The organism is Bradyrhizobium sp. HKCCYLRH3099 (genome assembly GCF_051167855.1).
Lineage (GTDB): Bacteria > Pseudomonadota > Alphaproteobacteria > Rhizobiales > Xanthobacteraceae > Bradyrhizobium.
In genome coordinates, this window is record NZ_JBNPTW010000001.1 from 485,890 (window position 1) to 512,791 (window position 26,902).

A 26,902-nucleotide genomic window follows, 5' to 3' on the forward strand; every position below is an offset into this window, starting at 1 on the left:
ACTCCCTGGACCATGAGCTTGGGGCAACGCGGCAGCTTTTCGCTCTCTCATTGCAAACGCATGAAACGTGGCCGGGGACCAACCTCAACCCAAGCTTCCGTGATCCAGGTCACATCCATGCCAGTGCCCGTCCTCCGTAAGGTATGTTATGGGCTCGAACCTCTCGATCCCGTCGAACGTCCCAATCATGGGACAGAAGGCGCGCTCACGGCGCGATCACGGAGTTCATCATGACATCATCGAGGCTCATCGTCGCAGCCCTGACCGGGCTCGCCGCCTCGGCCCTGTTCGGGCCGTCAGTGGCCTGGGCCGGGCCGCCGGCGGCGCTGGTCGAGGACGTCCAGGGCGACGTCGCCGGTGCCGAGCTGATGGACTATGTCGCGCCCGGCCAGGTGATCAAGCTCGGCTCCGACGGCGCCGTGGTGATGAGCTACCTCAAATCCTGCCGCCGCGAGACCGTCAGCGGCGCCGGCAGCGTCACCGTCGGTCCCGGCGAGAGCAAGGTCGACGGCGCGGCGCTCAAGAGCGACATCGTCAATTGCGATGCCAGCCACGCCCAGGCGACCTCCCGCGAAACCAGCGAGGTGGCGGCAACCATCGTGCGCAGCGTCGGACCGGACAGCGCGCCGGTGGCACAGGCCATCATCTACGGCGCCTCGCCGATCTTCGAAGCCAAGGGGCGCGGCACCCTGATCGTCGAACGGATCGACCAGCCCGGCGAGCGCCAGGAGGTCGAGCTGTCCGGCCGGCAGTACAAGGGACGGTTCTACGATTTCGCCGGCACCAGCCATCCGCTGACGCCGGGCGGCACCTATGTCGCGATGTTCGGCCCTGCGCGAATTGTCTTCAAGATCGATGCGCAGGCCAAGGCGGGTCCAGGGCCCGTGGTCGGGCGACTGATCCGACTCAACTGAGATTGAAAGCGGCTGGCGGTGGCGATCGGACGCCGGACGCGTGACGCGCTTGCCGTGATCGCCATCGCGCTGGCGTGTGCCGGCGTGTTCGCATCGCCGGCGTTCGAGCGCTTCCGCGGCCTCTCGCTCGACGCATTGACCTGGCTGCGCTTCGAAGCCTTCGGCAATCGCCACGACGCTGCGACCAGTCCGGCCGTCGTCATCGCCATCGACGAGGAGAGCTATCAGGCGCCGCCGTTCAAGGGAGCGCCGCTGCTCACCTGGACCGGCGAGATCGGCCGGGTGCTGTCGACCGTGCTCGATGGCGGCGCCAAGGTGGTCGGCCTCGACATGGTGTTCCAGACCTCGATCGAGCAGTCCGAGATTCCCCTCGGCGACTCCACGCTCGGCGAGAAGACCCGCGGCTTCGACCGTGATTTCCTGCGCGCGCTCGCCGCGGCGGCCGTGGGCGGCAAGATGGTGCTGGGGGAGATCTTCGGCGAGCCGCCGATCCTGCCCGCCCCCGGCCAGCGCATCGCGGTGCGCCAGCAGCAGAACCTGCGGCCGCTCAACACCTATACCGACAGCGACGATGTCGTCCGCCGCCATCCGCTGACGCTGTCGGCGGAGGGCAAGGCCGTGCCCAGCATGGCGCTCGAACTGGCGGCCCGCGCCCGCGGCACGCCGCCGGTGATTGCGCCGGACGCGGTGATGCTGGGCGACTATCGCGTACCCGGCAGCGTGCCGGGGACGATGACCTTGAACTTCGCCGGCGGCGCGCAGGACATCCCGACCTACTCCTTTGCCGACCTGCGCGCCTGCGCGCTCAAGGGCGACAAGGACTACTTCCGCCGCGAGTTCGCCGGCAAGGTCGTCCTGATCGGTACGGTCGGCATCGAGGACCGGCGGGTGACCTCGAAACGCTTCGCCACCCGTGCCGAGGGCGCGCGGCGGCCGCGCTGCGTGCTCGGCGAGCGCCGGGTGGCCGAGACATTTGCCCGCAGCACGATCGCCGGCGTCTATATTCATGCGACGGCGGTCAACAACCTCGTCCGGCAGGACGCCGCGATCGAAATGAGCGGACCAGCGATCTTCACGATCGCCGCCGCCATGGCCCTGCTCGCCGCGGCATTCGCGCGGCTGCTGAGACCGGCCACGGCCGCGGCGCTGCTGGCGGTGCTGGCCGTTCTCTACACGGCGCTCGCCACGGCTCTCTTCAACCATGCCTATGCCTTGCCTCTCGCAGAGCCGCTCGCCGCCGGCGTGCTCGCGCTGGCGGCGACCACTGGCTATCGCTTCATGGTCACCGACAAGGACCGGCGCCTGCTGCAGAAGAGCTTCGCCTACTACCTCGCACCGCGCGAGATCGATCGCATGCTCGCCTCGCGGCGTCTGCCACAGCTCGGCGGCGAGACCCGCGAGGTCACGGTGTTCTTCTCCGATATCGCAGGCTTCTCGCGCATCGCCGAGCAGATGTCGCCGGAGCAACTGATGGCGCTGACCAATGAGTATCTCTCGGCGATCACGGACGTGATCGAGGCCCATGACGGCTATGTCGACAAATATATCGGCGACTCCGTCGTCGCAGTGTTCGGCGCGCCGCTCGACGATCCCGACCATGCCCGCAGCGCCGCGCGCGCGGCCCTCGACTGCAAGGCGAGGCTCGCGGAGCTGAACAGCTCGTCCACCGCCTTCCAGGGCATCAAGGTGGCGCAGCGCATCGGGATCAACAGCGGCGCCGCGCTGGTCGGCAATTTCGGCTCGCAGCGCCGCTTCAACTATTCCGTGATGAGCGACGCCGTGAACGTGGCGTCGCGGCTCGAAGGCGCCAACAAGTTCTACGGCACCACGATCATCGCCTCGGAGAGCACCGTCGCGCTCGCCGGCTCCGAGTTCGCCTGGCGCGAGCTCGACACCATCCGCGTCAAGGGCCGCGAGCAGTCGCTGACCATCTACGAGCTCCATGGCCGCGCCGCCGAGCTGACGCCGGACGATCGCGCCGTGCTCGACGGCTATGCGGCCGGTGTCGCGCACTGGCGCGCGGGCGAGCTGTCGCAGGCGGCCGAATGCTTCGCATCCGCCGCGGCGGTGGATGCGCCGAGCGCGCTGTTCGCCGAACGCGTGAGCGCGGCGCGCGAGGGCACCCCGGCGGCTTGGGACCCCGTGCGCACGCTCCAGGAAAAATGACGCCGGGATGACGGTGTCACAGCCCGCAAGGCTGCCGCGGTGAGCGCCCAGTTCCGGGCGAGATCAGCCCGCATCGCGGCCGCATTGCCCCGCAATACCGGCCGCGATGGACAAGCACGGCCAAGGTCGGGTAGACGACACGGCGCCTTCAACCGGCCAACGACCAGCGAGCCTTGCGACGCATGACCACGCCCAAGCGATATGAGCGGATCGCCTTCGTCGCGAGTCCAAGTCCCGAGGCCCAGGCCGCGCTGACGCAGCTTTCCTCGCTGTATGGAAATTCGGATCCCGATCTGGCCGACGTCGTGGTCGCGCTCGGCGGCGACGGGTTGATGCTGCAGACGCTGCACGACCACATGCGCTCGGGCAAGCCGATCTACGGCATGCATCGCGGCACCGTCGGCTTCCTGATGAACGAGTTCTCGACCATCGACCTGCACGGACGGCTCGCGGCTGCGCAGGAATCGGTGATCCACCCGCTGCTGATGCGGGCGACCGATGTACAAGGTACCGTTCACATTCACCACGCGATCAACGAGGTCTATCTGTTCCGCCAGACCGCACAGACGGCGCGGCTGCGCATCCTGATCGACGAGCGCGAGCGCATGCCGGAGCTGATCGCCGACGGCGTGCTGGTGGCGACGCCCGCAGGCTCCACCGCCTATAATCTCTCGGTGCAGGGCCCGATCCTGCCGATCAACGCCGCGCTGCTGGCGCTGACGCCGATCAGCGCCTTCCGGCCGCGGCGCTGGCGCGGCGCCCTCCTCCCGAACACCGCCTATGTCATCATCGAGGTGCTCGAAGGCGACAAGCGCCCGGTGGCCGCGGTGGCCGACCACGACGAGGTCCGCAACGTCCAGCGCGTCGAGGTGCTGTCGGACAAGACGATCTCGATGCGCATGCTGTTCGACGCGGGACATAGCCTCGAAGAGCGGATCCTGAGCGAGCAGTTCGGGTATTAGAACGCCTGCCTCGTCATTCCGGGGCGCGCGCCGCCGAAGGCGGCGAGCGAGCCCGGAATCCATAGCCACAGGATGGTGTGAGGCGCGAGAAAGTGGTCGCTCTCGTCTTCGCCACACTTGCGCTCGGGGTTATGGATTCCGGGCTCGCACCGCTGCGCGGCGCGCCCCGGAATGACGTGCGGAGACAGCGGCACCTCTGCTCGAAACACGCCCGCCCGCAACGCTTTGTTAACCCGGCGCTCCGTATGGTTAATGCGCGTTGACCACCTTCATTGGTGATGCCCTCAGGCCGGCCAGATGTACCGCATCGACTTCAACAAGCTTCGCTTTCTCGTCTGTGACGACAATCCGCACATGCGCCGCATCCTGCGCACGCTGCTGCATTCGTTCGGCGCGCGCGAGGTCAACGAGGCCGAGGACGGCGCGACCGCGCTGGAAATGTACACCCATTTCTCGCCCGACATCGTCATCACCGACTGGGCGATGCCGATCTTCGACGGGCTCGAGCTCGCGCAGATGATCCGGCAGCCGGAGGCCAAGGGCAATCCCTACGCGCCGATCATCATGCTGACCGGCCACTCCGAGAAGCGTCGCGTCACCGTGGCGCGCGACGCCGGCGTGACCGAGTTTCTCGCCAAGCCGATCTCGGCCAAGGGCCTGTATCAGCGCATTCTCAACGTGGTCGCCAATCCCCGGCCCTTCATCAAGACCAAGACCTATTTCGGCCCGGACCGGCGCCGCAACACCAATACCGCCTACATCGGCCCGGAGCGCCGCGTCGGCGGCGAGGCCGAGATCTTCCAGCAGCCGTCACTTCTGGATAAAGCGCGCTCCGCAGTTTAGGGGCTCGGCAGTGAGCCCCTGTTAACGCCGTCCGGGAATCGCTGCATCGCACATGCGGTTGCTCGGCTAGTCTTCACATCAACAGCTCGCGTTGATCGGCAGCACCTGAGGATATCGAGATGGCGAAGGACAAGGCCCCGGCGATCCAGGTCAAGAGCTACGCCTCGCATCACGTCATCACCCAGCCCAATCCGCTGAAGAAGGTGCTGCGCCGGGCCGACGAGAAGGATCTCGACGATCCGATCGCGCGCGCCGAGGCCGCGCTGGCCGGACTGTCCGGCGAGTTCAAATCCTGGATGGATACCGAAGCGGAGCGCCTGTCGAAGGGCTACGCCGCGATGCTCAAGACCCATTTCGACGACGACGCCTGCGAGGAAATGTTTCGCGCCGCCCACGACATCAAGGGCGACGCCGCGACCTTCGGCTACCCCGCCGCGGCCGAAGTGGCCGACAGCCTGTGCCGGATCATCGAGCATGCGCCGGATCTGGAGAAGGTTCCGACCGAGCTGTTCGAGCATCACGTCAACGCCATCCAGGCGATCGTGCACGATCACACCAAATATCACAGCCCGACGGTGGCCGCCGAACTAAGCCGCCGCCTGCGCCGTGTCGCCGACGACTATCTGATCCAGGTCAACCGCAATCGCCCCGAACATCTCGAAGCGATCCTGGCGCCGAGCCTGGTGCCGAGCGATCAGCCCTAATCGGACAGGCGACGCTGAGCCGCCGCGCACCGCTTTCCTGCGGGATTCGACGCAAGACTTCGGGCAACCCTCTCTCCTCGTCATTCCGGGGCGCGCGTAGCGCGAGCCCGGAATCCATAGCCACAGGCCGCTATGTGAGGCGCGATGGCTGTGGCGCTTGTCTTCGCCACATCCCGACTCGGGATTATGGATTCCGGGCTCGCGCTGCGCGCGCCCCGGAATGACGGCTGGAGGAAGCGCGGACTACGCCGCCATCAGTCCGAACTCCAGCCCGGCGACGAAATCCTCGGCCATCACCTCATCGCAAAACTCGCGGGCTTCGTCGCGCGCAGATTCGGTGGCGAAGCGGCGCAGCAGGATCAGCAGCGGCTCGGCGGCATCGCGGTCGGTGGCGCAATGGGTGAGCACGCGCTCCACCATCTTGCGGCGGAGAATCGCCGCCCCGCTGAGCGTGTCGGCGAAGCCGTTCTCGCGGCAGACCTCGAGCGCGATGCGGAACGCATCGAAGGTCGTGTCCGGAATGCCCGCCTTGCGCAGCAAACCTTGCAGGCTGGCGCGGCCGCGGTCGTTGAGAAGGGCCGCAACCCGCGCCCGCGGCATATCGGACAGCTCCGACAGTGCGGTTTCGAACAACTCGACATTGCCCGAGAGCAGCGCGCGCAAGATCAGGCCGGCCGTCAGCTGCGAGGTGACACGCAGGTGCTGCACCAGACCGCGCAGCTCCTCGCCGCGCGAGCGCGACGCGATGGTGATGGTCGAGCGGTCACGCGCCTCGCTGGTGATGCGCCCTGCCCGCTCCGCGCTGAGCCAATTCCTGGCGACGACGAACTGGGCGAGTGTTTCGGAGAGCTTGTCGACCAGCGCGGCGCGCGTCGCCGCCGGCAGATCGTCGAGCACGAGCATGGCCTCGCGGATCGCGGCCAGATGGCCGTGACGCTCGACGATGCGGTCCCATGAAAATGGCGGGAGCTCGGCATAGGCGTTCTCGATCAATTCGAGTGCCGCCGCCGCGCTGCCGACCTCGGCAATCGCCGCACAGACCGGCGCAGGCAGGCCGATGCGCCGGGCGATGGCGCATTGCGTCTCGCAATTACCGGTCGCGACGATGTCGACGAGGTCGGCATCGATCAGCAGCGGCGAATGTTCGAGGATGATGGCGGCGACCGAGGGCTGGTCGGTGGCCAGCGCCTGGACGATGGCGGCCGGCGCCTCGTCCGTGCGGGCGAACACCTCCGCCATGGCCTGCCGCACCAGCGGCGAGGGATCATCGAGGAGCATGAGCAGCGCACCTTCGGCGGCGCCGCGATCCTCATCCGAGAGATCCGACAACAACCACGCCCGCGCGAGAGCCCTGGTGGCCTCTGCCCGCTCACCGGCGGGCGCGGTTCTGACCCAACTGAGAAACTGCCGAACGATCATGGTCTTTCCGGCTTACGCAACTTGCAAACAAGGCCACGAGGGCCTCAACAGCACCGAAAATAAACCACGACGCTTAACAAAGCGTTCACCATAAGTGGCTGGTTTTATTGATGTTTTGTTAAGACGCCCGGGAAAAACACTACTCCAGCACCTAAAATCGCGGGTTTTTGCCGTAGTTTAACTGAGAAGATGCGACGCGCGCAGGCAGGCGCATCGCCTCCTGATCTCCAGGTGTGCAAGATTTTTCTTTGCAAAGGATACGCGCCAAGCGGGCCGAAGCCCGCCGCGCGAGCAAAACGTCAGCCTGAGAACGTCCCGTTGGGATCGCTGAACAGGTCGAGCCGGCGCTGACCGCTACTGTTATTGCCGTTGCTGCCGCTGCTCTCGGCCGAGGTCGCGCTGGCGACGGCGGCGCGTCCCCACAGGTGGCGGACGTCAGGAGACACCGCCGGAGCGGCCCCGCCGTCGACCTGGAACAGCGAGCGGAACATCGGATCGGACGGCCGGCTTACGGCTGCGACGCTCGCCGATGCGGTTTGCGCGGAGCCGCGGGCATCGGGGAACATCGACAGGAACGTCGCCGTGTCGGTGGTCGGCAGCGCGCCGCCGCCGGCAACGTTGGCCGGCGAGGACGCCCCGCCATAGAGCGCAAGCGCGCCTCGGGTTGTGGAAGAGTTGGCGGCCCCGGCATAGCGGGTGTTCAGCACCGAATAGACCTGGGAGACGCTGCGGGCCTGGCCGTCGCGGTCGTAGAAGATCGACCGGTTGGCCGCCGCGGCATTTGGAAAGATCTGAGCGGCCGAGGCGTTCGGCGTGTCCTGGGCGGCTGAGATCAGCTTGGCCGCGCCGCCGACACCCATGAAGTGGGCCATATAGAGCTCGGCATCGCTCGGCCGCCGGCCGAGCTTGGCGGTGAGCTGAAAACTGTTCGACTGCGTCAGCGCGGCGGCCATCGCCGAGGACGCCTGCGGATCGTCACGCAGCTTCATGATCGCCTGCCGCATGCCGGGATCGCTGACGGTATATTCGCCGGACGAGTTGCGGCTGATCGCGTCGGCATACTGGCCGTAGCCGAGATCGGGGCCGGCCTCCTTCACCGTGCCGAGCCAGGTCTGGTCGATGAATTGATAAAGTCCGCGCGCCGACGACGTCGACGCGCCGGCCGTCGGATTGAAGTCCGACTCCATCTTGGCGGTCGACAGCAGATATTCGAAGCTCGCGCCGACCGTGTCGGCCGCCTGCTTGATCGCGCCGGCGACCTTGGCCCGGACGCCGTCGAGCAGCCCTGGGGACGAGGAATTGGATGCGTCGACCGACATGATGACCCGCCCTTTTGCAGAATCGCTGGCAAACGAACGCGCCGGAAACGCCGGGCAAAATGCGACCTGTATGGTTAACGGCGCGTTAACTCCGCGCCGCCAACACGGCCATTGAACGACAGCGGATGTCAGGGATGCAGGTCTCTGACCTACTTGCGATAGACCGTGGCGGGATCGAACAGCCGGTCGGCATCCACGAAGACGAGCTTGGCGCCGCCTTGATCATCGGAGCGCTCGACCTTGCGGTAGAAGCAGGAATGCCGGCCGGTATGGCAGGCGGCCCCTCGCTGCTCGACCCGCAGCCACACCGCGTCCTGGTCGCAATCGGTGCGCATCTCGACGACGCGCTGGGTCTGCCCCGAACTCTCGCCCTTGCGCCACAGCGCGTTGCGCGAGCGGCTGAAGTACCAGGCCTCGCCGGTCGCAACGGTCTTGCGCAACGCCTCTTCATTCATGTGGGCGACCATGAGAACGTCGCCGCTTGCGGCATCGGTGGTCACGCAGGTGACCAGGCCGGCCGCGTCAAATTTGGGCAGGAAGGCGGAGCCCTCCTCGCGTTCAACTGATGATGAAGACACGACTCTCTCTGCTCGATATCCGGGCGGGGCTCACCGTTGCGGCGAGCGCACCATGGAGAGGAAGCGCGACTGCTCCGTCGGATTGTCGCGGAACATGCCGGTGAAGCGGCTGGTGAAGGTGACCGCGCCGTGCTTGGCGACGCCGCGCACCGACATGCAGGTATGCTCCGCCTCGATCATCACGGCGACGCCGCGCGGCTTCAGCACCTCGTCGATCGCCGCCGCGATCTGGGCGGTGAGATGCTCCTGGGTCTGCAGCCGGCGGGCGAAGATGTCGGTCAGGCGCGCGAGCTTGGACAGGCCGACGACCCGCTCGACCGGCGTATAGGCGATATGCGCGCGGCCATAGAAGGGCATCATGTGATGCTCGCATTGCGACGTGAACTCGATGTCGCGAATCAGCACGAAGTCGTCATAGCCGGCGGTCTCGCCGAAGGTGCGGTCGAGCACCTCGGCCGGGCACTGGTGATAGCCCTGGAACAGCTCGTCATAGGCCTCGACGACGCGGCGCGGCGTATCGATCAGCCCCTCGCGGGTCGGGTCCTCGCCGATGTAATTCAGCAGCGTATAGACCGCCGCCTCGGCCTCGGCGCGCGACGGCCGCGGACGGTCAGGCCCCACGGCGGCGGCGAGAAACTCGGCCGGATCGAGCCCTGCCGGGCGCTCAGCAGCCAGTTTGGGATCGGACGGCTTGGCATCGGAAGGCTTGGCGTCGGGCTTGGTCGCGCGCAGCGTCTTGATCAAAGTGTCCATCTCGTCTCCGTTCGACCGGTCGGCGGACCGACCGGAGTGTCACCGGCAGAGCGTCACCTTGGACGGCGTCACCTGCAGAGGTGTGATCCGCACGTTTGGCGCTTTTGGCGCCGGTGCCTGCGGAAGTGGCTGGAATTCCTGCCAATCGTTTCCATATAGTCGCAATATAGGGCGATGAAACCCGGCCGCCAAGGCCGACCCGCCGGTAATTCCGGGACGTCACGCACATGCTGAACGACATCTACAACAAGCGAATCATCGAGCTGGCCGGCAACATTCCGCGGCTCGGACGGCTGGACCATCCGGACGCCACCGCCACCGCCCATTCCAAGCTGTGCGGCTCGACTGTGAAGGTCGATCTGAAGATGGACGGCCCCGTGGTGACCGATTTCGCCCATGACGTGAAGGCCTGTGCGCTCGGCCAAGCCTCGTCCTCGATCATGGCCCGGCATGTCGTCGGCTCGAACGCCGACGAATTGCGCGCATTGCGCGAGACCGTCCGCAAGATGCTGAAGGAAAACGGCGCGCCGCCGGACGGAAAATGGGCCGATGTCGCGCTGCTCGAGCCTGTCCGGGATTACAAGGCCCGCCACGCATCGACCCTGCTGACCTTCGATGCCGTGGTCGATGCGATCAACCAGATCGAGGCCAACGCCAAGAGCGCTGAGGCTGCCGACGGGGGCACCGCTGCGCCGGCACCGAAGCAACCGGCCGCGGCTCAGGGCTAATTCAACCAAGGGCTGATCCAATCAGGGCTGATCGAGGGCCTTGGGTCTGCCCCCGGTTTTCGGCCCCTTTTGCGGTCACCGCGCCAGCGGCCCGTGTCATGCACGGGCCGGAAGCTTGAGCTACTGCTGCGGCGTGGCCGCGACCGTGTTCGGCGGCAGCGCTTCCGCGGTCCGGGTCGATCGGGACGGTTGCACCTTGTCCTGCTCGGCGGACGCCGCCGTGAAGCGATCCTGGCCCTTCTCTTGCCCTTTCGGCGCGAGAGCGACGGGCACCGCGCCTCTCGATGGCAGCACGTCCGCCACCAGCTCCGTCGTCATGACGTTGGTCAGACGCAGCTCGGCGCGCGACAGCTCATGTAGGTCTTCCCAGGGCGGGACATTCAGCGCCAGCGCCAGCAGGTCCCCCGCTCCGCCCATGTCGAAAGTGTATTTGGCGAGCCGGCCGATGTCGCGCTCGACGATCATCAGATCCTGCGCCGTGTAGCTCGCCGCCTTGGCGTCGTCAGCCCGATCGCCCATCCAGATCTGGTGAACGCGGACATGCGCCGTATCGGGAACATAGCGTGTCGTGCCCGCCAGCAGCAGGAACACGCACATCGACTCGCAATAGGCCTCCGGCAGAACGCGCGGCCGCTCGCTGGCCCGGCTCGGGCGAACCGTCATCCCGACTGTCGTGCGCATCTTCAGGCCACGGAACCGGCGGCCCAGCGTGATGGCGTCGTTGACGGAACCGCCGCTGGAGTCGAGCACGACCGTGGCCCCGTTGAGGTCACGATCCCTGGCGAAATCCTCGAAATCCTTCGGCGTGTCGGCGGTCACGATCCCGACCGCGCTGACCCAGCCGCAATTGGGCTCACAGGCGACCCAACCGAACCGCATGGGAAGCTTGCGCTCTTCGAGCGCGCCGCCGGCGCGCGCCGTATTTGACATGATGGTGATCGCGCCTCCGACCACCATACCAAGCGCTGCAACACCGAGAAGCATCCAGCGCATTTCACGCGACCGCAGCAATCTCACGCGCAATCCGTCCCCCTCGTAAAGCTCGGTACGCAGTTCCCCGGTTTTCTCGCGGCAAGACCTGACAAGCTGGCCTCAAATCCGTTATTAGTCTGTCACATCCTTGTCGGGAAACGTATCCGGGCAATCACCTACCGTCCAGCTGCGGCGTGCTGCGGCGCCGCTGAAATCCGGTCATTGTTGCATCACGTCACCACACATGCAACGCGAGCCGGGTTCCTTGCCGCGAAACCGTTCACAACTCGCACATCCGTCCGGCACTGCGCCCATGAAGCACTCATGTTCTGATCCCGCCTGTCGCACCATGCCGATGATGTCGCAGATTCAGCGGCTGCCACGGCGCGCCGCTCACGCCCTGATCTGGTTGTATCGCCACACATTGTCGCCGCTGGTCGGCTACAATTGTCGGCATCTGCCGACCTGCTCCGTCTACGCCGACGAAGCCATCGAACGATTTGGGCTTTGGGCCGGGGGCTGGATGACGCTGGCGCGGCTGCTGCGCTGCCAGCCCTGGGGCACATCCGGCATCGACAACGTGCCCAGGGCCGCGCCGGCACGGGCGCGCTGGTACCTGCCCTGGCGCTACGCGCGCTGGCGGAGCGTCAACAGCGCGCCCTAGGGTGCGGCGCAACAGGCTCCGCATCCGTTGATCTGCAGCAAATCGCCGTGACGCCGGTTCTGATTAGGATTAGTCTCATGCAATGAGCGGCGCCGTTCACAAGGAACCTCGCCGCCAAGACCTGCATTGATGTGACGCTTCCTTCGGGAGGAAACAACGATGCGCTGGACAATCAGCCCGAGAACGAGCCAATCACGCAAGACCATCGGCCCCGATCATCCCGGCCACGACGTACGGCAGATCGACCTGCTCTGCATCATCGCGCTCCTGATCGTCATCGTCGGTGCGTGGCGCTACCTTGCCGACAGCACAACCCTGCCACCGACCACGACGTCCTACATCGTGCCGAGCCAGAGCGTGCATTGGTAGGAGCCGACGGTTCGATCCCTACCACCGCGGCCAGAAGATGAAATCGTCGCGACGCGGCGGCGGTGGATAGTTATAGACCGGCTCCGGCGGCCGCGGCGTACGCCTCACGCGCGGAGGCTGATAGTCCGTCTCAGCGGGCGCACTGGCCTCGGCTGAAACGGTTGCGTCGGCTGACGGCGATCTCACGGACAGAAGAACATTGGACTCGCGCGTGCGCCAGCGATAGCCGATGCCGAAGTCGAGCGGCTGCGCGCGCTCGAACAATCTGGCATAGCTGCGCTGGTACATGTCTGGAAACTTGTCGATCGGACCAAGGTAGCGCCCAAACGGGAAGAAGCGCCACGCCTTCGCTTCGTAGCTCGCGAGCGGAATGCCCGAGTCATCCTGGATGATGGTCGCGCTGTTCTTCAACAGCCAGCTGCGCACCTGTCCGAAGCCGCCCTGATGCAGCAGATAGGAGGCGCTCTTCAACAGGCTGTTGCCGGGCGCGAGCGGCTCGCAGAACTTCAGAAAGCCACTCGCCCTGACACCGGAGTCGGAAAGATCGGTCGAGAAGTAATAGAGTGTCTTCTCGACGCCATCAGTACCGGCAAAAATGATCTTTGCTCCCTTGGTGGCGTTGCGCGTCGGGGCCTCGTTGGCCCCGTGCACACCGCCGCTCTCGTCGAGCCAGATCAGGCCGGCGCTCCGGATCGTCTTGCCAGTGCGCGCCAGGAAGACGTACAGCACCGGCAGGGTTCCCTCGAACTCGCCTTCGCGCAGATCCGACTTCATGTCCTTCGTAATGAAGAACGAGAAGCTGAGGATCGACTGCAGCGAACGCTCGACATCCGACAGCGCCGGGCCGACGCCGCCGCGCGGCAGTCTGGTCAAATCAGGGATCGGGCCGGTCGGCTCGAGCGCCGCCAGCACATAGGTCGTCGCCTTCGGATAGAAGGCGTCGGCGTACAGGAAGTCGGGGCCCGAGAAGAAGTAGAACATCGTCGTCCGCGGCGCCGCCAGATTGGCATCTCCCCAGACACGGATCCTGGACAATTGCCGCTGCTCGAGCTGGTTGAACGCGTTGTCGAAGAACGCCGCATGACGTCGCCACGCCGGCTCCTGCACCAAAGGCGCAAGCGGTGATGCCGGCGCCGGCGCCAAGCCGGCCAGTACGCGCGCCGTATCGTCCGGCGTGACGGTCTGCGCCCAGGCCTCGGAGCTCGTCGCAAGGACCAGGCATGCGAGGGCGAAGCAGATTCTGGAGATCAGCAGCATGTCAATCCGAACCCGATACGGCTGTGGCGGCGATCCGGCGCGACCGCGCGTGAGCGAACCAATAGATCAGCAATCCCGACGCCATCGCGCCCGCGCCGAGCCCGGATTGCAGGGGCCGCGTCGTGATCAGGTAGTACATCATGAAGGCCGTCACACTGAGGAAGATCAACGGCGTGACCGGATAGCCCCAGGCCCGGTAGGGCCGCGCGAGGTCCGGCTGCGCGATCCGCAGCTTGAACAGTCCGAGGACGGTCAGGAACGAGCACGACAGGAGCGAGAACTGCACGAGGTCCAGAACGGCCTCGAAGCTCTCGGTGAACAGCATCAAGGTGGCGACGGTGAGCTGGAACAGCACCGCATAGGCCGGCGCACCATTCGGCAGCCGCCGCGCGAACACAGAGAGCGCCGGAATGTCCTCGCCCATCGTCATCAGCACGCGCGGACCGATCCACATCATCGCCGCGATCGATGGCACCAGCCCGATGCAGATCATCGCAGCCACGAACCGCCCGCCGGTCTCGCCGAAGATGTGACCGCCCGCGATGCTTGCGACCTGCAGCTGGCCCGCGAGCGTGTCCATCGGGGCAGCGCGCAGGAACACCGCATTGAGCGCGATGTAGAGCACCAGCACCATCACCGTGCCCAACAGCAGCGCGCGCGGCAGCGTCTTCTCCGGCGCACGCAGCTCGCCGATGATGTAGGTCGCCGCGTTCCAGCCGGAGAAGGCATACATGACGAACACCAGGCCGGTCGCGAACGCCGCGCTTGTCATGTAGCCGAGATCGGCCGATGCGGGCATGAACCGTACCGGCTGCGGAGCAGCGATGGTGTAGCCGGCGATCAGGAAGGCAACGATCAGTCCGAGCTTCAGCACGGTCGACAACAGCTGGAAGCGACTCGACTGCCGGATGCCGCCGAGTTGCACCAGTGTCACCAGCCAGACGGCGCCCGCCGCAAGCGGCATCGGCGGGGCATCGGGAAGAACGGCGCGGCCATATTCGCCGAACGCCATGGCCGCGAGCGCCACCGGGGCCGCGAAGCCGACGGTTGCCGAAACCCAGCCGGCCATGAAGCCGATCGCCGGATGGAACGCCCGGGTCAGAAAATTGTATTCGCCGCTCGAGCGCGGAAACATCGCGCCGAGTTCGGCATAGGAAAGGGCCCCGCAAACCGAGACCAGGCCGCCGACCGCCCACAGCATCAGGATGGAGAAGCCGGACGGGATGTCCTTCACCTGGAAACCGAGGCTGGTGAACACGCCGACGCCGATCATGTCGGCGATCACGATCGCGGTTGCGACCGGCAGCGACACGGATGCCACCGCGCCGCCTGACCGGCCCGCCCGGCTGGGATCGTCCGCCTCGGATGCAGCCATCACGCCGAGGGACGCTTGGCGCCCCCTCCTCTGCTCAGCCCAGGTTCCCGCAGAAGCATTCAAACATAGTTAACGCGCGTTAAATATGTCCTTCTGAAACGGTATTTTGAAACCGATTCCGCTCGGGAGAGCCCGCGGGATTGCCTCGGGCCGCAAGGAGTCCCACACTGGCGACACGATCGCATGGTGTGTCCCGCTGGACCGGAGTCGACCGGACACGATGCTTAACGCGCCCTCAATGCGGGTGGCGCAAGTTGAACCGAGATCCGATGGTTGGAGGGCTGCGCTGCGGCTCCAGCTCGTCTTTTGGGGACGGATGATCAGGGGAGATCAGATAGTCGTAGGACGTCCAGCGACGCGCCGCTCGGTTTGGCGCGGTCGACGCGCGCCCGCGGCTGCGCTCGGCTTGGCGCGGACCACGGCCGCCATGGCGATCTGCGTCCTCCTTGCGCAGTGCGGCAAGGCACCGGCGCCCGAAACCCTGGCCGCCAATGCCTCCGCGGCTCATGGGCTGACCTTCGACGAACGCTTTCCCGCGCCCGAGTTCAGCGAGCGCTTTCCCTCGGCGCAAGAGAGCTTCCGGCTTCACACTCCGGACGATTTCGCGCCCAAGCCGCCGCCCTATCAGGTCGCGTCGCTCGAGCCGCAGGTCCCGGCGCAGCGGACACGGGACAATCTGACGACGCTCGTCAGCATGAAGTCGTCCGCCTTCCCCTATTTCGGCAACAATCCGGCATCGGACGCGCCGTTCCTGAACGTCAGCAATGGCGAGCGCCGCGGCCACCGCAGCTTCTCGGGCCGAGTCTATTGGCAGGACCAGACCTACAATGACAGCCGCGTGCTGGTGCACGTTCCCGAGCAGTTCGATGCGCGCAAGCCCGGCGTGATCGTGGTGTTCTTCCACGGCAATGGCGCGACGCTGGAGCGGGACGTGCGCGACCGCCAGCTGGTACCGCAGCAGATCACGGCGTCGGGGGTCAATGCGGTGCTGCTCGCGCCGCAGATGGCGGTGGACGCGGCCGATTCGAGCGCCGGCAAGTTCTGGCAGCCCGGTGGGTTCAAGCGCTTCATGGATGAGGCCGCGCTAAACCTTGCTCGCCTGACCGGCGATCCCGCCACCGCCAAGACGTTCGCCGGCATGCCGATCGTGATCGTCGGCTACAGCGGCGGCTTCCTGCCGACCGCCTGGAGCCTTGAGGTCGGCGGCATCAGCGACCGCGTGCGCGGCGTCGTGCTGCTCGATGCGGTCTATGGCCAGCTCGACAAGTTCGCCAACTGGATCGAGCGCAACCGCTCGGGCTTCTTCATCAGCTCCTACACGCGCTACACCGCGCGGCATGATCAGGAGCTGATGACGATGCTGCGCAACCGCGGCATCGAGGTGTCGGAGGACATGGACCGGCCGCTGCGGCCGGGCAGCGTCGTGTTCGTCGAGACCGATGAGGGCATCACGCATCGGGACTACGTGACCCAGGCCTGGACCCGCCATCCGATCAAGGACGTGCTGGTCAAGATGGCGGCCGCGCAGCCGCCGATCCGGATTGCGGCCGGGGTGTCCGGCTCATCGAGCCGCTGACGCCGTCCGCTCGCAGTCAGCCATCTGTCAGCTCTTGGGCAGCTTCGGCATGTTCTCGACGAAGCCATTGAAGCAGGCCAGCCGCTCGTCCTGTTCCTTGGTGAACTTGCAGTCGGCCACAGCCTTCGCCTTCATCGCCTTCGGCTTGGCGGCCGGCGGAATGACCGCATCGTAGCAGTCCAGCCGCTCCTTGGTGCCGTCGTCGATCTCCAGGCAGGCCTGGAGCTTGGCGGCCGCGGACTGCGGCTTGGCGGGCGCGGCCGCTGCCGTCTTCGTCCCCTTCGGCTTGACCTGCACCAGCGGGCGGTCGCCGACCATCGGCGGATTGCTCTGGGCCAGCGCAGAGGTGCAAAGCAGCACTGCGGCCAGGCTCAACATCATTTTCTTCATGCCAATATCTCTTTCATCCGACCCAATCTGCTCATGGGCACGCGCGGACGGGCCGTCGATGCTACTCGCCGGCTGTGGCGGAATCCATGTCCGGCAGCCCCCCACAATACCGGCCTTTAATCCGGTCAGGCCGGTTTTGCCAAGCTTGAACGCGCTATTCAGGCGGGGACTGCGATTCGTTCGCGGGGGCGGGTTGCCAGGATGACCAGCAGGGCAAGCACCACGAAGGCCGTCGCGACGTAGCCGGTGACGCCGAGCAGATCCCGCGCGAACAGGCTGCCGCCGACGGCGGAACCGATGGCTTGACCGATATAGAGGACCGAGGTGTTGAGCGACACCGAGGCCGAGGCGAGCGGCGGCGCGGCCGTGACCAGGCGGACCTGCTGCATCGAATTGGTCGAGGCGAAGCCGAGGCCCCAGATGGCGACGGCCACCGCCATCAGGGGATACACGCCGGCCGACATGGTCCAGGCCACCACACCGGCCAGCATCAGGCAGGTGAACAGCAGCGAGGTCCGGTACGCACCCCAGCCGTCGACGATTCGGGTGGCGACGACGACGCCGAGGAACCCGCAGGCGCCGTAGACTGCGAAGACAAGACCGATCTGGTTGGCGTCGGCGCCTGTCAGGCGCTTCAGCAGCGGCCCCATGAAGGTGAAGATCACGAACTGCCCGGACATCTGCAGGGTGGTGATCAGCAGCAGCAGCACGACCATCCGGTTGCGACCCAGTTCCGTCCATGTCTTCAGCTCGACCGGAGCTCCCTTCAGGCCCGACGGGAGCCGCCAGGTCAGCAGCAGGAAGCTCAGCGCTCCCACGGCGCCGACGGCGAGATAGGATGTCCGCCAGCCGGAATGGCTGCCGATGAAGGTGATCAGCGGCAGGCCCACTGCCGCGGCCAGCGACCAGCCGAGGAAGACATAGGCGATGGTGCTGCCGCGCTTTTCCACGGAGCTGATCAGGGCTGCGGTGCCCGCCGCCTGCGGCGTGTAGAGCGCGCCGACGGCGAGCATCACCAGGCGCAGCGCCAGCAGGGTCGCATAGTCGGGCGCGAAGGCCGACGCGAGATTGCCGAGCGCCAGCACCAGCAGCGTGACCGCCAGCAGGCTGCGGCGGTCGAAGCGGCTGGTCAGCCACGCCGTCAGCGGCGAGCAGATGCAGAGCACGACCGCGCCGAAGGTGATCAGCAGTCCGACCGTGGGAATCTCGACGCCGAGACCCGCGGCGAGTTCGGGAATCATGCCCGCCGGCGCCAGCACCGAGCAGCCGGTGACGAGATTGCCGAGCATGAGCGCGGTCGGGGCGAAGCGCGGGGACGCGAAGGCGGATGTCATCGCGTCTCAATAGCAGAGAATTTCATGCATCTGCATGAAATTCTCTCATGCGCTGCATGAGTTTCTCTTGTCCATTGCTCTCCTCCTCCGTTCAGCGCGCCGGCGCCGATGGCGCCGCGGAGGCCTGCGGCGAGACCGGCGTGCCGGATGAACGGGCGACGACCTTCGGGGGCGGACAGCTCTCGGTCAGCATCTTCACGGCGTTCGGCAGGCCCTCGCTGCTCACAGCGAATGTCGCGAGGTTCGGGCGCGCGACGTTCAGCACGGCATCGCTCAATTCGGCCGCAGGCATCGCCGCCAGCGTCTTGACCTGGCTTGCGTTCAAGAACACGCCCCATGTCTCACGGTCTCCAGACCTCCGCGGCGGCGACAGGAAATTGAGCCGAATGCCGCCGCTCGCCAGCGCGAGCAGCCCGGACGAGCCAGCCGGCGCGCTGCGCTCGACGTCGAGCTCGAAGCGGTCTTGATCGAAGCAGACGAGCTGGATGCGCGTGGTCTGGAACGGGCCTTCGCCGTCCTTGCGGGCAAGAATGGTCTTGTAGGCGATGCCGCGGCTGGCCATCTCGAACATCCACGGGCTCTCCACCCGCTGGCGCCGGTCGAGCGCAAAGCGTACGATCTCCTCGCGGGTCAGGATGCGCATGCTCTCGAACGGGACCGAGCGCGCCACCGTCAGCAGGCCCGGGTCGGCACCGAGCTTGACGATGTAGTCGAGCACCATCTTGTCGGCGCGCGCCATCGCCTGCTGCATCGCCTGTGCGCGCATCTCACGGGTCGGCACGCCGCCGGTGAAATTGAGGATCACGCGTGGCGAATGCACAGCAAGCGTGGCGTCGGCGGCGATCTCGCGAGTCGGCGCGGCGAGGATCACATAGGGACAGGCCGAGTTGCAGATCGCCCCGCGCGTCCACACCTCGCCATGCAGCTCGCGCCCGGACAGCTTCAATCTGGTGCAGACGTCGCCCTCCTGGGGCTCGAAACCGCACTCGCGCACGGTCGTCCGCCCGACCCGGACCACAGCCTTGCGCTCGCGCAGCATGTTGCCGAGCGCCAGCGCCTGCTGAAGATTGCCGCCGGGCGAGTTGAAGTAGATCGGCAGCTTGCGGTCGCCGATCTGCTTCATGAACTTGCGAAAGCGCGCCGCGGCGTCGTTGTCGATCTTGCCTTCGGCCGCGATCCAGCTGTCGCAGCCGGGGCCGCAGGCGTCGGTCGGCCCCTTCACGAGCGCGAACGCAATCGGCGCCACGCCTTCGCCGATCCGAGGCGACGCCGCACGGCGAGATGGCGGCTTGCCGCCCGCCGCAGGCATGATCGGCGTCCCGGGCCTCGCCAATGTCGCCGGCTTTTGCGCGGGAGCCGGCCTCGGCTGCGCGACGGGCTTCTGCGGCGAGGAGCTCTGGGGCAGCGGTTGCGGCGGCACAGGCTTCTGCGGGACCGAGAGTTTCGCCCGGTCCACGGACGGCGTCGCGGCGGGAACGGCTGCCAGCGCAGGAGCGCTCCACAGCGCGACGGCGAGGCCCACGGCGACCATTCGCATGCCGCCGCGCCGATACAGAGGAACAGGTGCCTCCCCTGCAGCCATCATCACCCACGCATCCCCACGTCCCCGAAGACCTTAAGTTGTATCATACCGCCCCTCTCCGGCAATGTCCGCACCGCAACAGCGGGCCGCGATCGAGCGGTTTTCCCGCCTTTCCCCCGGTTGCAGCCTCCGATTCCCCTGCTATACCCCTGGCTCCCGCTTACCTGCGCTCGTTCGCAGGAGTGAGCTACAGGAGAGAGACAATGCCTGACTCGAAATCCCCCGACTCGAAATCCGACCAGTCCAAGGCCGGCTTCCAGTACAGCCTCAGCAATCTGAAGCCCGCCGCCCCGGTAGAGAAGATCACCATCAGCTTCCCCGACGGCGCCAAGCGCGAATATCCCAAGGGCACCACCGGCTTCGACATCGCCAAGGGCATCTCGCCCTCGCTCGCCAAGCGCACGGTCGCGATGGCGCTGAACGGCGACGTCGTCGACCTCACCGATCCGATCGAAGAGGATGCCAAGCTCGAGTTCGTCGACCGCGACGACCCGCGCGCGCTGGAGCTGATCCGGCACGATTGCGCGCACGTGCTCGCCGAAGCCGTGCAGTCGCTGTGGCCGGGCACCCAGGTCACGATCGGTCCCGTGATCGAGAACGGCTTCTATTACGACTTCTTCCGCAACGAGCCGTTCACTCCCGAGGACTTCGCCGCCATCGAGAAGAAGATGCGCGAGATCATCGGCCGCGACAAACCCTTCACCAAGGAGGTGTGGGACCGCGAGAAGACCAAGCAGGTGTTCCGCGACAAGGGCGAGGCGTTCAAGGTCGAGCTGGTCGACGCCATTCCCGGCAACGAGCCGATCAAGATCTACTACCAGGGCGACTGGTTCGATCTGTGCCGCGGCCCGCACATGACCTCGACGGGCAAGATTGGAAACGCCTTCAAGCTGATGAAGGTGGCGGGCGCCTATTGGCGCGGCGATTCCAACAACCCGATGCTGACCCGCATCTACGGCACCGCCTTCGCCAAGCAGGAGCAGCTCGACGCCTACCTCAAGCAGATAGAGGAGGCCGAGAAGCGCGACCACCGCAAGCTCGGCCGCGAGCTCGATTTGTTCCACTTCCAGGAGGAAGGCCCCGGCGTCGTGTTCTGGCACCCCAAGGGCTGGAGCATCTTCCAGGCGCTGATCGCCTATATGCGCAGGCGTCTCGCCGGCGATTATGACGAGGTGAATGCGCCGCAGATCCTCGACAAGTCGCTGTGGGAGACCTCGGGCCACTGGAACTGGTACCGCGAGAACATGTTCGCGGCGCAGTCCGCCGGCGACGAGGCCGAGGACAAGCGCTGGTTCGCGCTGAAGCCGATGAACTGCCCGGGTCACGTGCAGATCTTCAAGCATGGCCTGAAGAGCTACCGCGACCTGCCGATGCGTCTCGCCGAGTTCGGCGTCGTGCACCGCTACGAGGCCTCCGGCGCCATGCACGGCCTCATGCGGGTGCGCGGCTTCACGCAGGACGACGCGCATGTGTTCTGCACCGAGGATCAGCTCGCCGAGGAGTGTCTCAAGATCAACGATCTGATCCTGTCGACCTACTCCGACTTCGGCTTCGAAGGCGATCTGACGGTGAAGCTCTCGACCCGGCCGGAGAAGCGCGTCGGCACCGACGAGATGTGGGATCACGCCGAGCGCGTGATGGCGACCGTGCTGAACGAGATCAAGGCGCAGAACAACCACATCCGCACCGAGATCAATCCGGGCGAAGGCGCGTTCTACGGGCCGAAGTTCGAATATGTGCTGCGCGACGCCATCGGCCGCGACTGGCAGTGCGGCACCACGCAGGTCGACTTCAACCTGCCGGAGCGGTTCGGCGCGTTCTACATCGACGCCGACGGCGCCAAGAAGGCGCCGGTCATGGTGCATCGCGCGATCTGCGGCTCGATGGAGCGCTATATCGGCATCCTCATCGAGCACTATGCCGGCAGCTTCCCGCTGTGGCTGGCGCCGACCCAGGTCGTCGTCACCACCATCACCTCGGAAGGCGACGAATACGCCAAGCAGGTGCTGGCGGCGCTGCGCCGGGCCGGCTTGCGGGCCGAGATCGATCTTCGCAACGAGAAGATCAACTACAAGGTCCGCGAGCACTCGCTGCAGAAGATCCCGGCGCTGCTCGTGGTCGGCAAGAAGGAGGCCGAGACGCATTCGGTCTCCGTCCGTCGGCTCGGCCGCGACGGCCAGACGGTGATGCCGACCGCGGAGGCGATCGCCGCGCTCGTCGACGAGGCGACGCCGCCGGATGTGCGGCGCCGCGCGCGCGAGGCGGCCTGACGTCGTAGCCCGCATGAGCGTAGAGACATGCGGGTTCACCACGAGCATGCGTGAGCCCGGATGTCGCTCCCGCCTCAGCCCTGGCGGGCTCGGGCGTGAGCTCATCCGGGCGACGCGGCTATGCTGAAAGGCTGGCCACCGCACCAACCCTACGCCCTTCCCTGGCCGCCGCCTGCAGCGCCACATCGGCGCATTCGGACATGTAGAGGAACATCGTCGCGAGCATCCGCTCGATCGCCTCGCGGCCTGGAGGCAGGATGGTGATGGCGTCGTTGCCGGCACCGCCGCGGGCGAGCAAGCCCCGCTCCTCGGCGTCACGGATCAGCGTCAGCACGTGCTTGCGCGACACCGAGAAGCGGGTCGCCAGGCCGTTGATGGAGAGCGGCACGGGACTCGCCGGCGGAAACGCCTCGTTCGGGCCCGCGCTCTGCGCCAGGCTGAACAGGATCACCATGCCCGCGGTGCGTTCGGCGAACGGCTCCAGCTCGGGGGCGCCGTCGAGCACCCGCAACCCGGCGATGAAGCGGCCGCCGAGTTCGAGCACGAAGGTCTTGACGAAGGCCGGATCGTTCAACGCGGAGCGATAGGCCACGGCGGCCGGCAGCACCGCGCTCATCGCGTCGAACTGCGCGCCCCAGCGCTCACGATGCAGCATGATCAGCTTGTCCGTCGGCACCAGCGGCCGCCGCCGACGGTCGAGATGCGGCGCCGAGGCGACCATACCGGTGGCGCGCATCAGCGCCAGCATCGCCTCGCAGCGGCCGCCGCTGCACAGGCCAAGCCTCAGGCACATCTCCTTCATGGCGCCGACCGTCAGGCCCAGCTCGCCCTCGCGGTGCTCGGCGAAATGCAGGTACAGCGCGACGTGTGGAAAAAGCGCCCGGGCCCGATCGCTCAGCAGCGCATTGAGGATCCGGTCGCCCCGGTACAAGCGGACGGCCGCGGCGGTCGATGCCCGCATGGCTTCGGCGAAGCCGGGCAACCCGCGCAGCCGCGTGATGGCGTCGGCTGTCGGCATCAGTTCGGTGCTCGGCATGTCAGAACGTGCAATTGAAGCGGCCCCCCGGCAGATCTCTCAGCACTATGTTTTTACCGGCCCGCGCAAGGTTCGACAATTCGGGCCGACGTTCGCGATCCGGACAGAAGGCCGCAGCCACCCCATCGTCCGCGGGTCGCATTGCGCGAGGCCCCTCAGCGCTACGTGGCCGAGTTGCAGGGATTGTCAGGCGGGCCGTGCGATCCCGCCGACAACGGTAGAAGCGATCAAAACGGCGTGCCATGGCCTCGTTGCGGGCCAGGCCGCGTGCTATCTGTCACGTGTGCAACGAACGAGATCGAACGACGTGCCCGACGCGATTGAACTCCTGAAGACCCGCCGCTCCGTGAAGCCGCGCGAGATGAGCGGCCCCGGCCCCTCTGCCGCGGAGCTCGACACCATCCTGACGATCGGCGCCCGCGTGCCGGATCACGGCAAGCTCGCGCCCTGGCGCTTCATCGTGTTCGAAGGCGACGGCCGCCGCCGCGCCGGCGAGGTGATCGCGTCGGTGTTCGCCAGGAAGCACCCGCAGGCGACCGCAGCCGAGCTCGAGGTGGAGACAAACCGCTTCATGGAAGCGCCGCTGGTGATCGGTCTCGTCAGCTTCACCAAACCGCATCCGAAGGTGCCGGCCTATGAGCAAGAGCTGTCCGCCGGCGCCAGCGCGATGAACATCCTGACCGCGGCGACCGCGCTCGGCTATGGCGGCTGCTGGCTGTCCGGCTGGTTCATGTTCGACCGCGACGTGATGGACGGGCTCGGCCTGAAGCCGGAGGAGAAGCTCGCCGGACTGATCCACATCGGCAAGCCGACCAAGCCGAGCGAGGACCGCCCGCGCCCCGCGCTGGCCGACATCGTGACACGGTTCTGACGGGTCGAATGGAGAACCGCGACTAGCGAGGAGCATGCCATGCTCTCTCCACTTGTCATTCCGGGGCATCGCGCTGCGATGAGCCCGGAATCCATAGCCACGAGCATTCATGAAGCGCGAGCTGGCTGTGGCGCCCGTCACCGCCAAACCGGCGCCCGGGGTTATGGATTCCGGGCTCTCGCTGCGCGAGCCCCGGAATGACGTTTGGAGAGAGCTGAGGACGCCACTCGCAGCTCGGCACTCCCTGCCCTCTCCTCGTCCCATCACGCCGCCTTCGATGCTCTTGCCCCGAACTGCGCCAGGAGCGCCGCAATTTCCGACGCGGGCTTGGCCGGACTGAACAGGAAGCCCTGGACCTGGTTGCAGCCCTCGGCGCGCAGCCAATTGAGCTGGTCCGAGGTCTCAACACCCTCGGCCGTGGTCGTGATGTTCAGGCTGCGGCCGAGCCCGGCGATGGCGCGGACGATGGCGAGACAGTCGGAGCGCAGCCCGAGATCCTTCACGAAAGAACGGTCGATCTTGATCTTGTCGAACGGGAAGCTGCGGAGATAGCTGAGGCTGGAATAACCGGTGCCGAAATCGTCCATCGAGATGCGGATGCCGAGCTGGCGCAACTGGTGCAGCGTCGCGAGGTTTGCCTCGGTCTCGGCGAGCAGGATCGACTCGGTGATCTCGAGCTCGAGCCGCTCGGGCGCCAGCCCCGATTGCGCCAGCGCCTGTACCACGACCTGCACCAGATGACGGCTGCGGAACTGCACGGGCGACAGGTTCACCGCCACTGCGACGCCATCGGGCCATTTCGCGGCCTCGTGACAGGCCTCGCGCAAAACCCACTCGCCGAGCGGCACGATCAGGCCGATGTCCTCCGCGACCGGCACGAACTCCGCGGGCGAAATCATGCCCTTGTCGGGGTGGCGCCAGCGCAGCAGGCATTCGAAGCCGGATACCGTGTTGGTCGCGACGTCCATCAAGGGCTGGTAGTGCAGCTCGAACTCGCCTTGCGCGAAGGCGTGACGGAGGTCCTGCTCCATGTCGCGGCGCTTCTGCGCCTGCAGGTCCATCTCCCGTTCGAAGAAACGGTGGACGCGGCCGCCATCCTGTTTCGAGCGATACAGCGCCATGTCGGCGTTCTTCATCAGCTCTTCGCAGCTCGTGCCGTCGGACGGCGAGAGCGCGATCCCGATCGAGGCGCCGATCACCAGTTCGTTGCCGTCTATGTCGTAGGGCGCGCTGAGCGCGGCGATCAGGCGCGTCGCGCACTCGCTGGCATCATCGGCTCCGGTCTGCGAGACAATCACGGCGAACTCGTCGCCGCCGAGCCGCGCCGCGAGGCTGCCGCCATCCATGTTCTGCCGCAGACGGCCGGCCACCGCCTGCAGCAGGCGGTCGCCGATCGGATGGCCGAAGGAGTCGTTGACGTTCTTGAACAGGTCGAGATCGATGCACATCACCGCGATACGGTTGGCCCCGGACACGGCGCCGTCGAGCGCCTGCGTCAACCTTTGCTGGAAGAACTCGCGGTTCGGCAGGCCGGTCAGGCCATCATGATGCGCCATATAGGCGATGCGGGCCTCGGCACGCCGCCGCTCGGTGATGTCGACGATCGCGACCAGCACCCCGTCACGCCCGTCGAACGTGATCTCGCGTCCGTAGGTCAGCACCTCGATCTCGCTGCCATCCGCCTTGCGATGCCGCCAGTCACGGTGAAACAGATTGCCGTCGGCGAGCCCGAGCAGCGCGTCGTCGAGGATCTCCCATTCCCCTGGCGGCCACAGATTCCACACGCTCATGCGCAGGAAGTCGGCCCGGCCATAACCGTAATGCCGGACCAGCGCATCGTTGACGTTGAGGAATTGCGCGGTCGCCTTATCGAGGATGCACATTGGCACCGGATTGGCGTCGAACAGCAGGCGGAACGAGTGCTCGCGCCGCTTCAGCGCCGTGACGTCGGCGATGGTCAGCGAGACGATGTCGCCGAAGGCATGCGCACCGAGCCGCAGGCTGCGGTCGTCGCAATCGAGCTCGAACTGATCGCGCTCGCCCTGGATCACCACCTTGAACAGCCGCGCCATCACCTCGGGCGTGCAGAGCATGTGCCCGCCCTGCTTCAGCCGCCGCCATTGCAGGTCTGGCGAAGGCAGCCGGAGCAGATCGGCGGCGGCCCGGTTATGATGCACGACCTGGAAATCGCAGGGCGTGCCGGCGCTGTCGCGGATGGTCGCGAGCGAGACGACGCCGTCGTCGGTGGTCGAGAAGATCGCATCGAGCAGATTGTATTGGGTCGCGCGCTCATTGACGTAGGCGCCGACCAGCGTGCTGCCCCAGCGCGAACTGGTCGGCAGCGCCAGGACATCGTAGGTCCTCACCATGCCGTCGCGCACGCAATGCGCATGGGCCAGATAAGGCTGGCGGCCCGCGAGCGCGCAATGCGCCGCCTCCGCCAGCACGGTGGCGCAATCCGGCGAGACGGCGTCGACCGGAATGTCCCAGCGCTCGTCCTGCAGCCATTCCTGGATGTAGCGGCCACTGCGTGAAATCTCCAGGTGATCCCGCTCGTTGCTGATCACCGCGATGTGGTCGGCGAGACGCCCGAGGCTGCCGAGCATCACGTCCTCATAGCGCGGCAGGGACTGGCCGGGCTTGAGCGCCGCCTGCCATTTTCGCCTGAGCACCGGGATATCGTCGAACAGATCGCTGCTGACCTTATCCAGCGTCGTCTTGGCGGCACTCATTGCATGTCCTACGTCGTCCATACTCCGCCTACAGGCGGTCTCCCATTACCCATGCGTCGCCGTGTTCTAATGAGTTGTAAAGGCGCGG

Annotated in this window: 23 protein-coding genes; 11 read left to right on the forward strand and 12 right to left on the reverse strand. The window is 66.4% G+C overall.

Going from position 1 to position 26,902, the window contains the following annotated elements; genetic code table 11:
- Positions 1-230 precede the first annotated feature (230 nt).
- The 5 genes from ACQR1Y_RS02335 (at position 231) to ACQR1Y_RS02355 (ending at position 5,589) form a co-directional block, all read left to right on the forward strand.
- Positions 231-914, forward strand: a complete 684-nt coding sequence (locus ACQR1Y_RS02335; RefSeq protein ID WP_434858636.1) for a hypothetical protein — start codon at positions 231-233, stop codon at positions 912-914.
- Between the two features lie 18 nt (positions 915-932).
- Positions 933-3,080 carry a CHASE2 domain-containing protein gene (locus ACQR1Y_RS02340; protein WP_434875556.1) on the forward strand — a complete coding sequence of 716 codons (2,148 nt, stop codon included), beginning with the start codon at positions 933-935 and terminating at the stop codon, positions 3,078-3,080.
- 182 nt (positions 3,081-3,262) lie between these two features.
- On the forward strand, positions 3,263-4,042 hold the full coding sequence (locus ACQR1Y_RS02345; protein ID WP_434858634.1) for an NAD kinase: 780 nt from the start codon (positions 3,263-3,265) through the stop codon (positions 4,040-4,042).
- 297 nt (positions 4,043-4,339) lie between these two features.
- Positions 4,340-4,885 (forward strand): response regulator, encoded by a 546-nt coding sequence (locus ACQR1Y_RS02350; RefSeq protein WP_006612921.1) that lies wholly within the window; start codon positions 4,340-4,342, stop codon positions 4,883-4,885.
- A gap of 119 nt (positions 4,886-5,004) precedes the next feature.
- Entirely contained in the window at positions 5,005-5,589 is a 585-nt protein-coding gene (locus tag ACQR1Y_RS02355) for an Hpt domain-containing protein (RefSeq protein WP_434858633.1), read from the forward strand.
- Between the two features lie 243 nt (positions 5,590-5,832).
- On the opposite strand, the gene ACQR1Y_RS02360 is transcribed toward ACQR1Y_RS02355, so the two are convergent.
- From ACQR1Y_RS02360 to folE, 4 genes are all read right to left on the reverse strand, one after another.
- On the reverse strand, positions 5,833-7,008 hold the full coding sequence (locus tag ACQR1Y_RS02360) for a DUF2336 domain-containing protein (RefSeq protein ID WP_434875555.1): 1,176 nt from the start codon (positions 7,006-7,008) through the stop codon (positions 5,833-5,835).
- 299 nt (positions 7,009-7,307) lie between these two features.
- Positions 7,308-8,327 (reverse strand): lytic transglycosylase domain-containing protein, encoded by a 1,020-nt coding sequence (locus ACQR1Y_RS02365; protein ID WP_434875554.1) that lies wholly within the window; start codon positions 8,325-8,327, stop codon positions 7,308-7,310.
- A 149-nt stretch (positions 8,328-8,476) separates the two neighbouring features.
- Positions 8,477-8,905, reverse strand: a complete 429-nt coding sequence (gene hisI / locus ACQR1Y_RS02370; protein ID WP_434858630.1) for a phosphoribosyl-AMP cyclohydrolase — start codon at positions 8,903-8,905, stop codon at positions 8,477-8,479.
- A gap of 30 nt (positions 8,906-8,935) precedes the next feature.
- On the reverse strand, positions 8,936-9,658 hold the full coding sequence (folE, locus tag ACQR1Y_RS02375) for a GTP cyclohydrolase I FolE (RefSeq protein WP_434875553.1): 723 nt from the start codon (positions 9,656-9,658) through the stop codon (positions 8,936-8,938).
- A 227-nt stretch (positions 9,659-9,885) separates the two neighbouring features.
- Here folE and ACQR1Y_RS02380 point away from each other — a divergent pair, with 227 nt between their 5' ends.
- Entirely contained in the window at positions 9,886-10,386 is a 501-nt protein-coding gene (locus ACQR1Y_RS02380; protein WP_434858628.1) for an iron-sulfur cluster assembly scaffold protein, read from the forward strand.
- Positions 10,387-10,506: 120 nt separating this feature from the next.
- Here the strand turns inward: ACQR1Y_RS02380 and ACQR1Y_RS02385 are convergent, their stop codons facing one another.
- Positions 10,507-11,409, reverse strand: coding sequence for a hypothetical protein (locus tag ACQR1Y_RS02385; protein WP_434858627.1), 903 nt, complete (start codon positions 11,407-11,409; stop codon positions 10,507-10,509).
- A 262-nt stretch (positions 11,410-11,671) separates the two neighbouring features.
- On the opposite strand from ACQR1Y_RS02385, the gene yidD reads away from it, so the two are divergent.
- Positions 11,672-12,022, forward strand: coding sequence for a membrane protein insertion efficiency factor YidD (gene yidD / locus ACQR1Y_RS02390; protein ID WP_434875552.1), 351 nt, complete (start codon positions 11,672-11,674; stop codon positions 12,020-12,022).
- Between the two features lie 159 nt (positions 12,023-12,181).
- Positions 12,182-12,391, forward strand: coding sequence for a hypothetical protein (locus tag ACQR1Y_RS02395; RefSeq protein WP_434858625.1), 210 nt, complete (start codon positions 12,182-12,184; stop codon positions 12,389-12,391).
- A gap of 18 nt (positions 12,392-12,409) precedes the next feature.
- Here the strand turns inward: ACQR1Y_RS02395 and ACQR1Y_RS02400 are convergent, their stop codons facing one another.
- Together ACQR1Y_RS02400 and ACQR1Y_RS02405 are read right to left on the reverse strand one after the other, a co-directional pair.
- Entirely contained in the window at positions 12,410-13,648 is a 1,239-nt protein-coding gene (locus tag ACQR1Y_RS02400) for a hypothetical protein (protein ID WP_434875551.1), read from the reverse strand.
- A gap of 1 nt (position 13,649) precedes the next feature.
- A complete protein-coding gene (locus ACQR1Y_RS02405) occupies positions 13,650-15,023 on the reverse strand; it encodes an APC family permease (RefSeq protein WP_434875550.1) in 1,374 nt (457 codons plus the stop codon).
- 427 nt (positions 15,024-15,450) lie between these two features.
- Between ACQR1Y_RS02405 and ACQR1Y_RS02410 the strand changes: the two genes are divergently transcribed.
- Complete coding sequence (locus ACQR1Y_RS02410) at positions 15,451-16,599, forward strand: alpha/beta hydrolase (protein ID WP_434875549.1); 1,149 nt, start codon at positions 15,451-15,453, stop codon at positions 16,597-16,599.
- Positions 16,600-16,626: 27 nt separating this feature from the next.
- Here the strand turns inward: ACQR1Y_RS02410 and ACQR1Y_RS02415 are convergent, their stop codons facing one another.
- From ACQR1Y_RS02415 to ACQR1Y_RS02425, 3 genes are all read right to left on the reverse strand, one after another.
- On the reverse strand, positions 16,627-16,989 hold the full coding sequence (locus ACQR1Y_RS02415; RefSeq protein ID WP_434858621.1) for a hypothetical protein: 363 nt from the start codon (positions 16,987-16,989) through the stop codon (positions 16,627-16,629).
- A gap of 158 nt (positions 16,990-17,147) precedes the next feature.
- Positions 17,148-18,323, reverse strand: coding sequence for an MFS transporter (locus ACQR1Y_RS02420; RefSeq protein ID WP_434875548.1), 1,176 nt, complete (start codon positions 18,321-18,323; stop codon positions 17,148-17,150).
- A gap of 91 nt (positions 18,324-18,414) precedes the next feature.
- Complete coding sequence (locus ACQR1Y_RS02425; protein ID WP_434875623.1) at positions 18,415-19,854, reverse strand: hypothetical protein; 1,440 nt, start codon at positions 19,852-19,854, stop codon at positions 18,415-18,417.
- Between the two features lie 254 nt (positions 19,855-20,108).
- Between ACQR1Y_RS02425 and thrS the strand changes: the two genes are divergently transcribed.
- Complete coding sequence (gene thrS / locus ACQR1Y_RS02430) at positions 20,109-22,175, forward strand: threonine--tRNA ligase (protein ID WP_434875547.1); 2,067 nt, start codon at positions 20,109-20,111, stop codon at positions 22,173-22,175.
- A gap of 118 nt (positions 22,176-22,293) precedes the next feature.
- Here thrS and ACQR1Y_RS02435 read toward each other — a convergent pair whose 3' ends face one another.
- Entirely contained in the window at positions 22,294-23,211 is a 918-nt protein-coding gene (locus ACQR1Y_RS02435; protein ID WP_434875546.1) for a hypothetical protein, read from the reverse strand.
- Positions 23,212-23,518: 307 nt separating this feature from the next.
- On the opposite strand from ACQR1Y_RS02435, the gene ACQR1Y_RS02440 reads away from it, so the two are divergent.
- Positions 23,519-24,082, forward strand: a complete 564-nt coding sequence (locus ACQR1Y_RS02440) for a nitroreductase family protein (protein ID WP_434875545.1) — start codon at positions 23,519-23,521, stop codon at positions 24,080-24,082.
- Positions 24,083-24,345: 263 nt separating this feature from the next.
- Here ACQR1Y_RS02440 and ACQR1Y_RS02445 read toward each other — a convergent pair whose 3' ends face one another.
- Positions 24,346-26,814 (reverse strand): putative bifunctional diguanylate cyclase/phosphodiesterase, encoded by a 2,469-nt coding sequence (locus ACQR1Y_RS02445; protein ID WP_434858616.1) that lies wholly within the window; start codon positions 26,812-26,814, stop codon positions 24,346-24,348.
- Between the last annotated feature and the right edge of the window lie 88 nt (positions 26,815-26,902).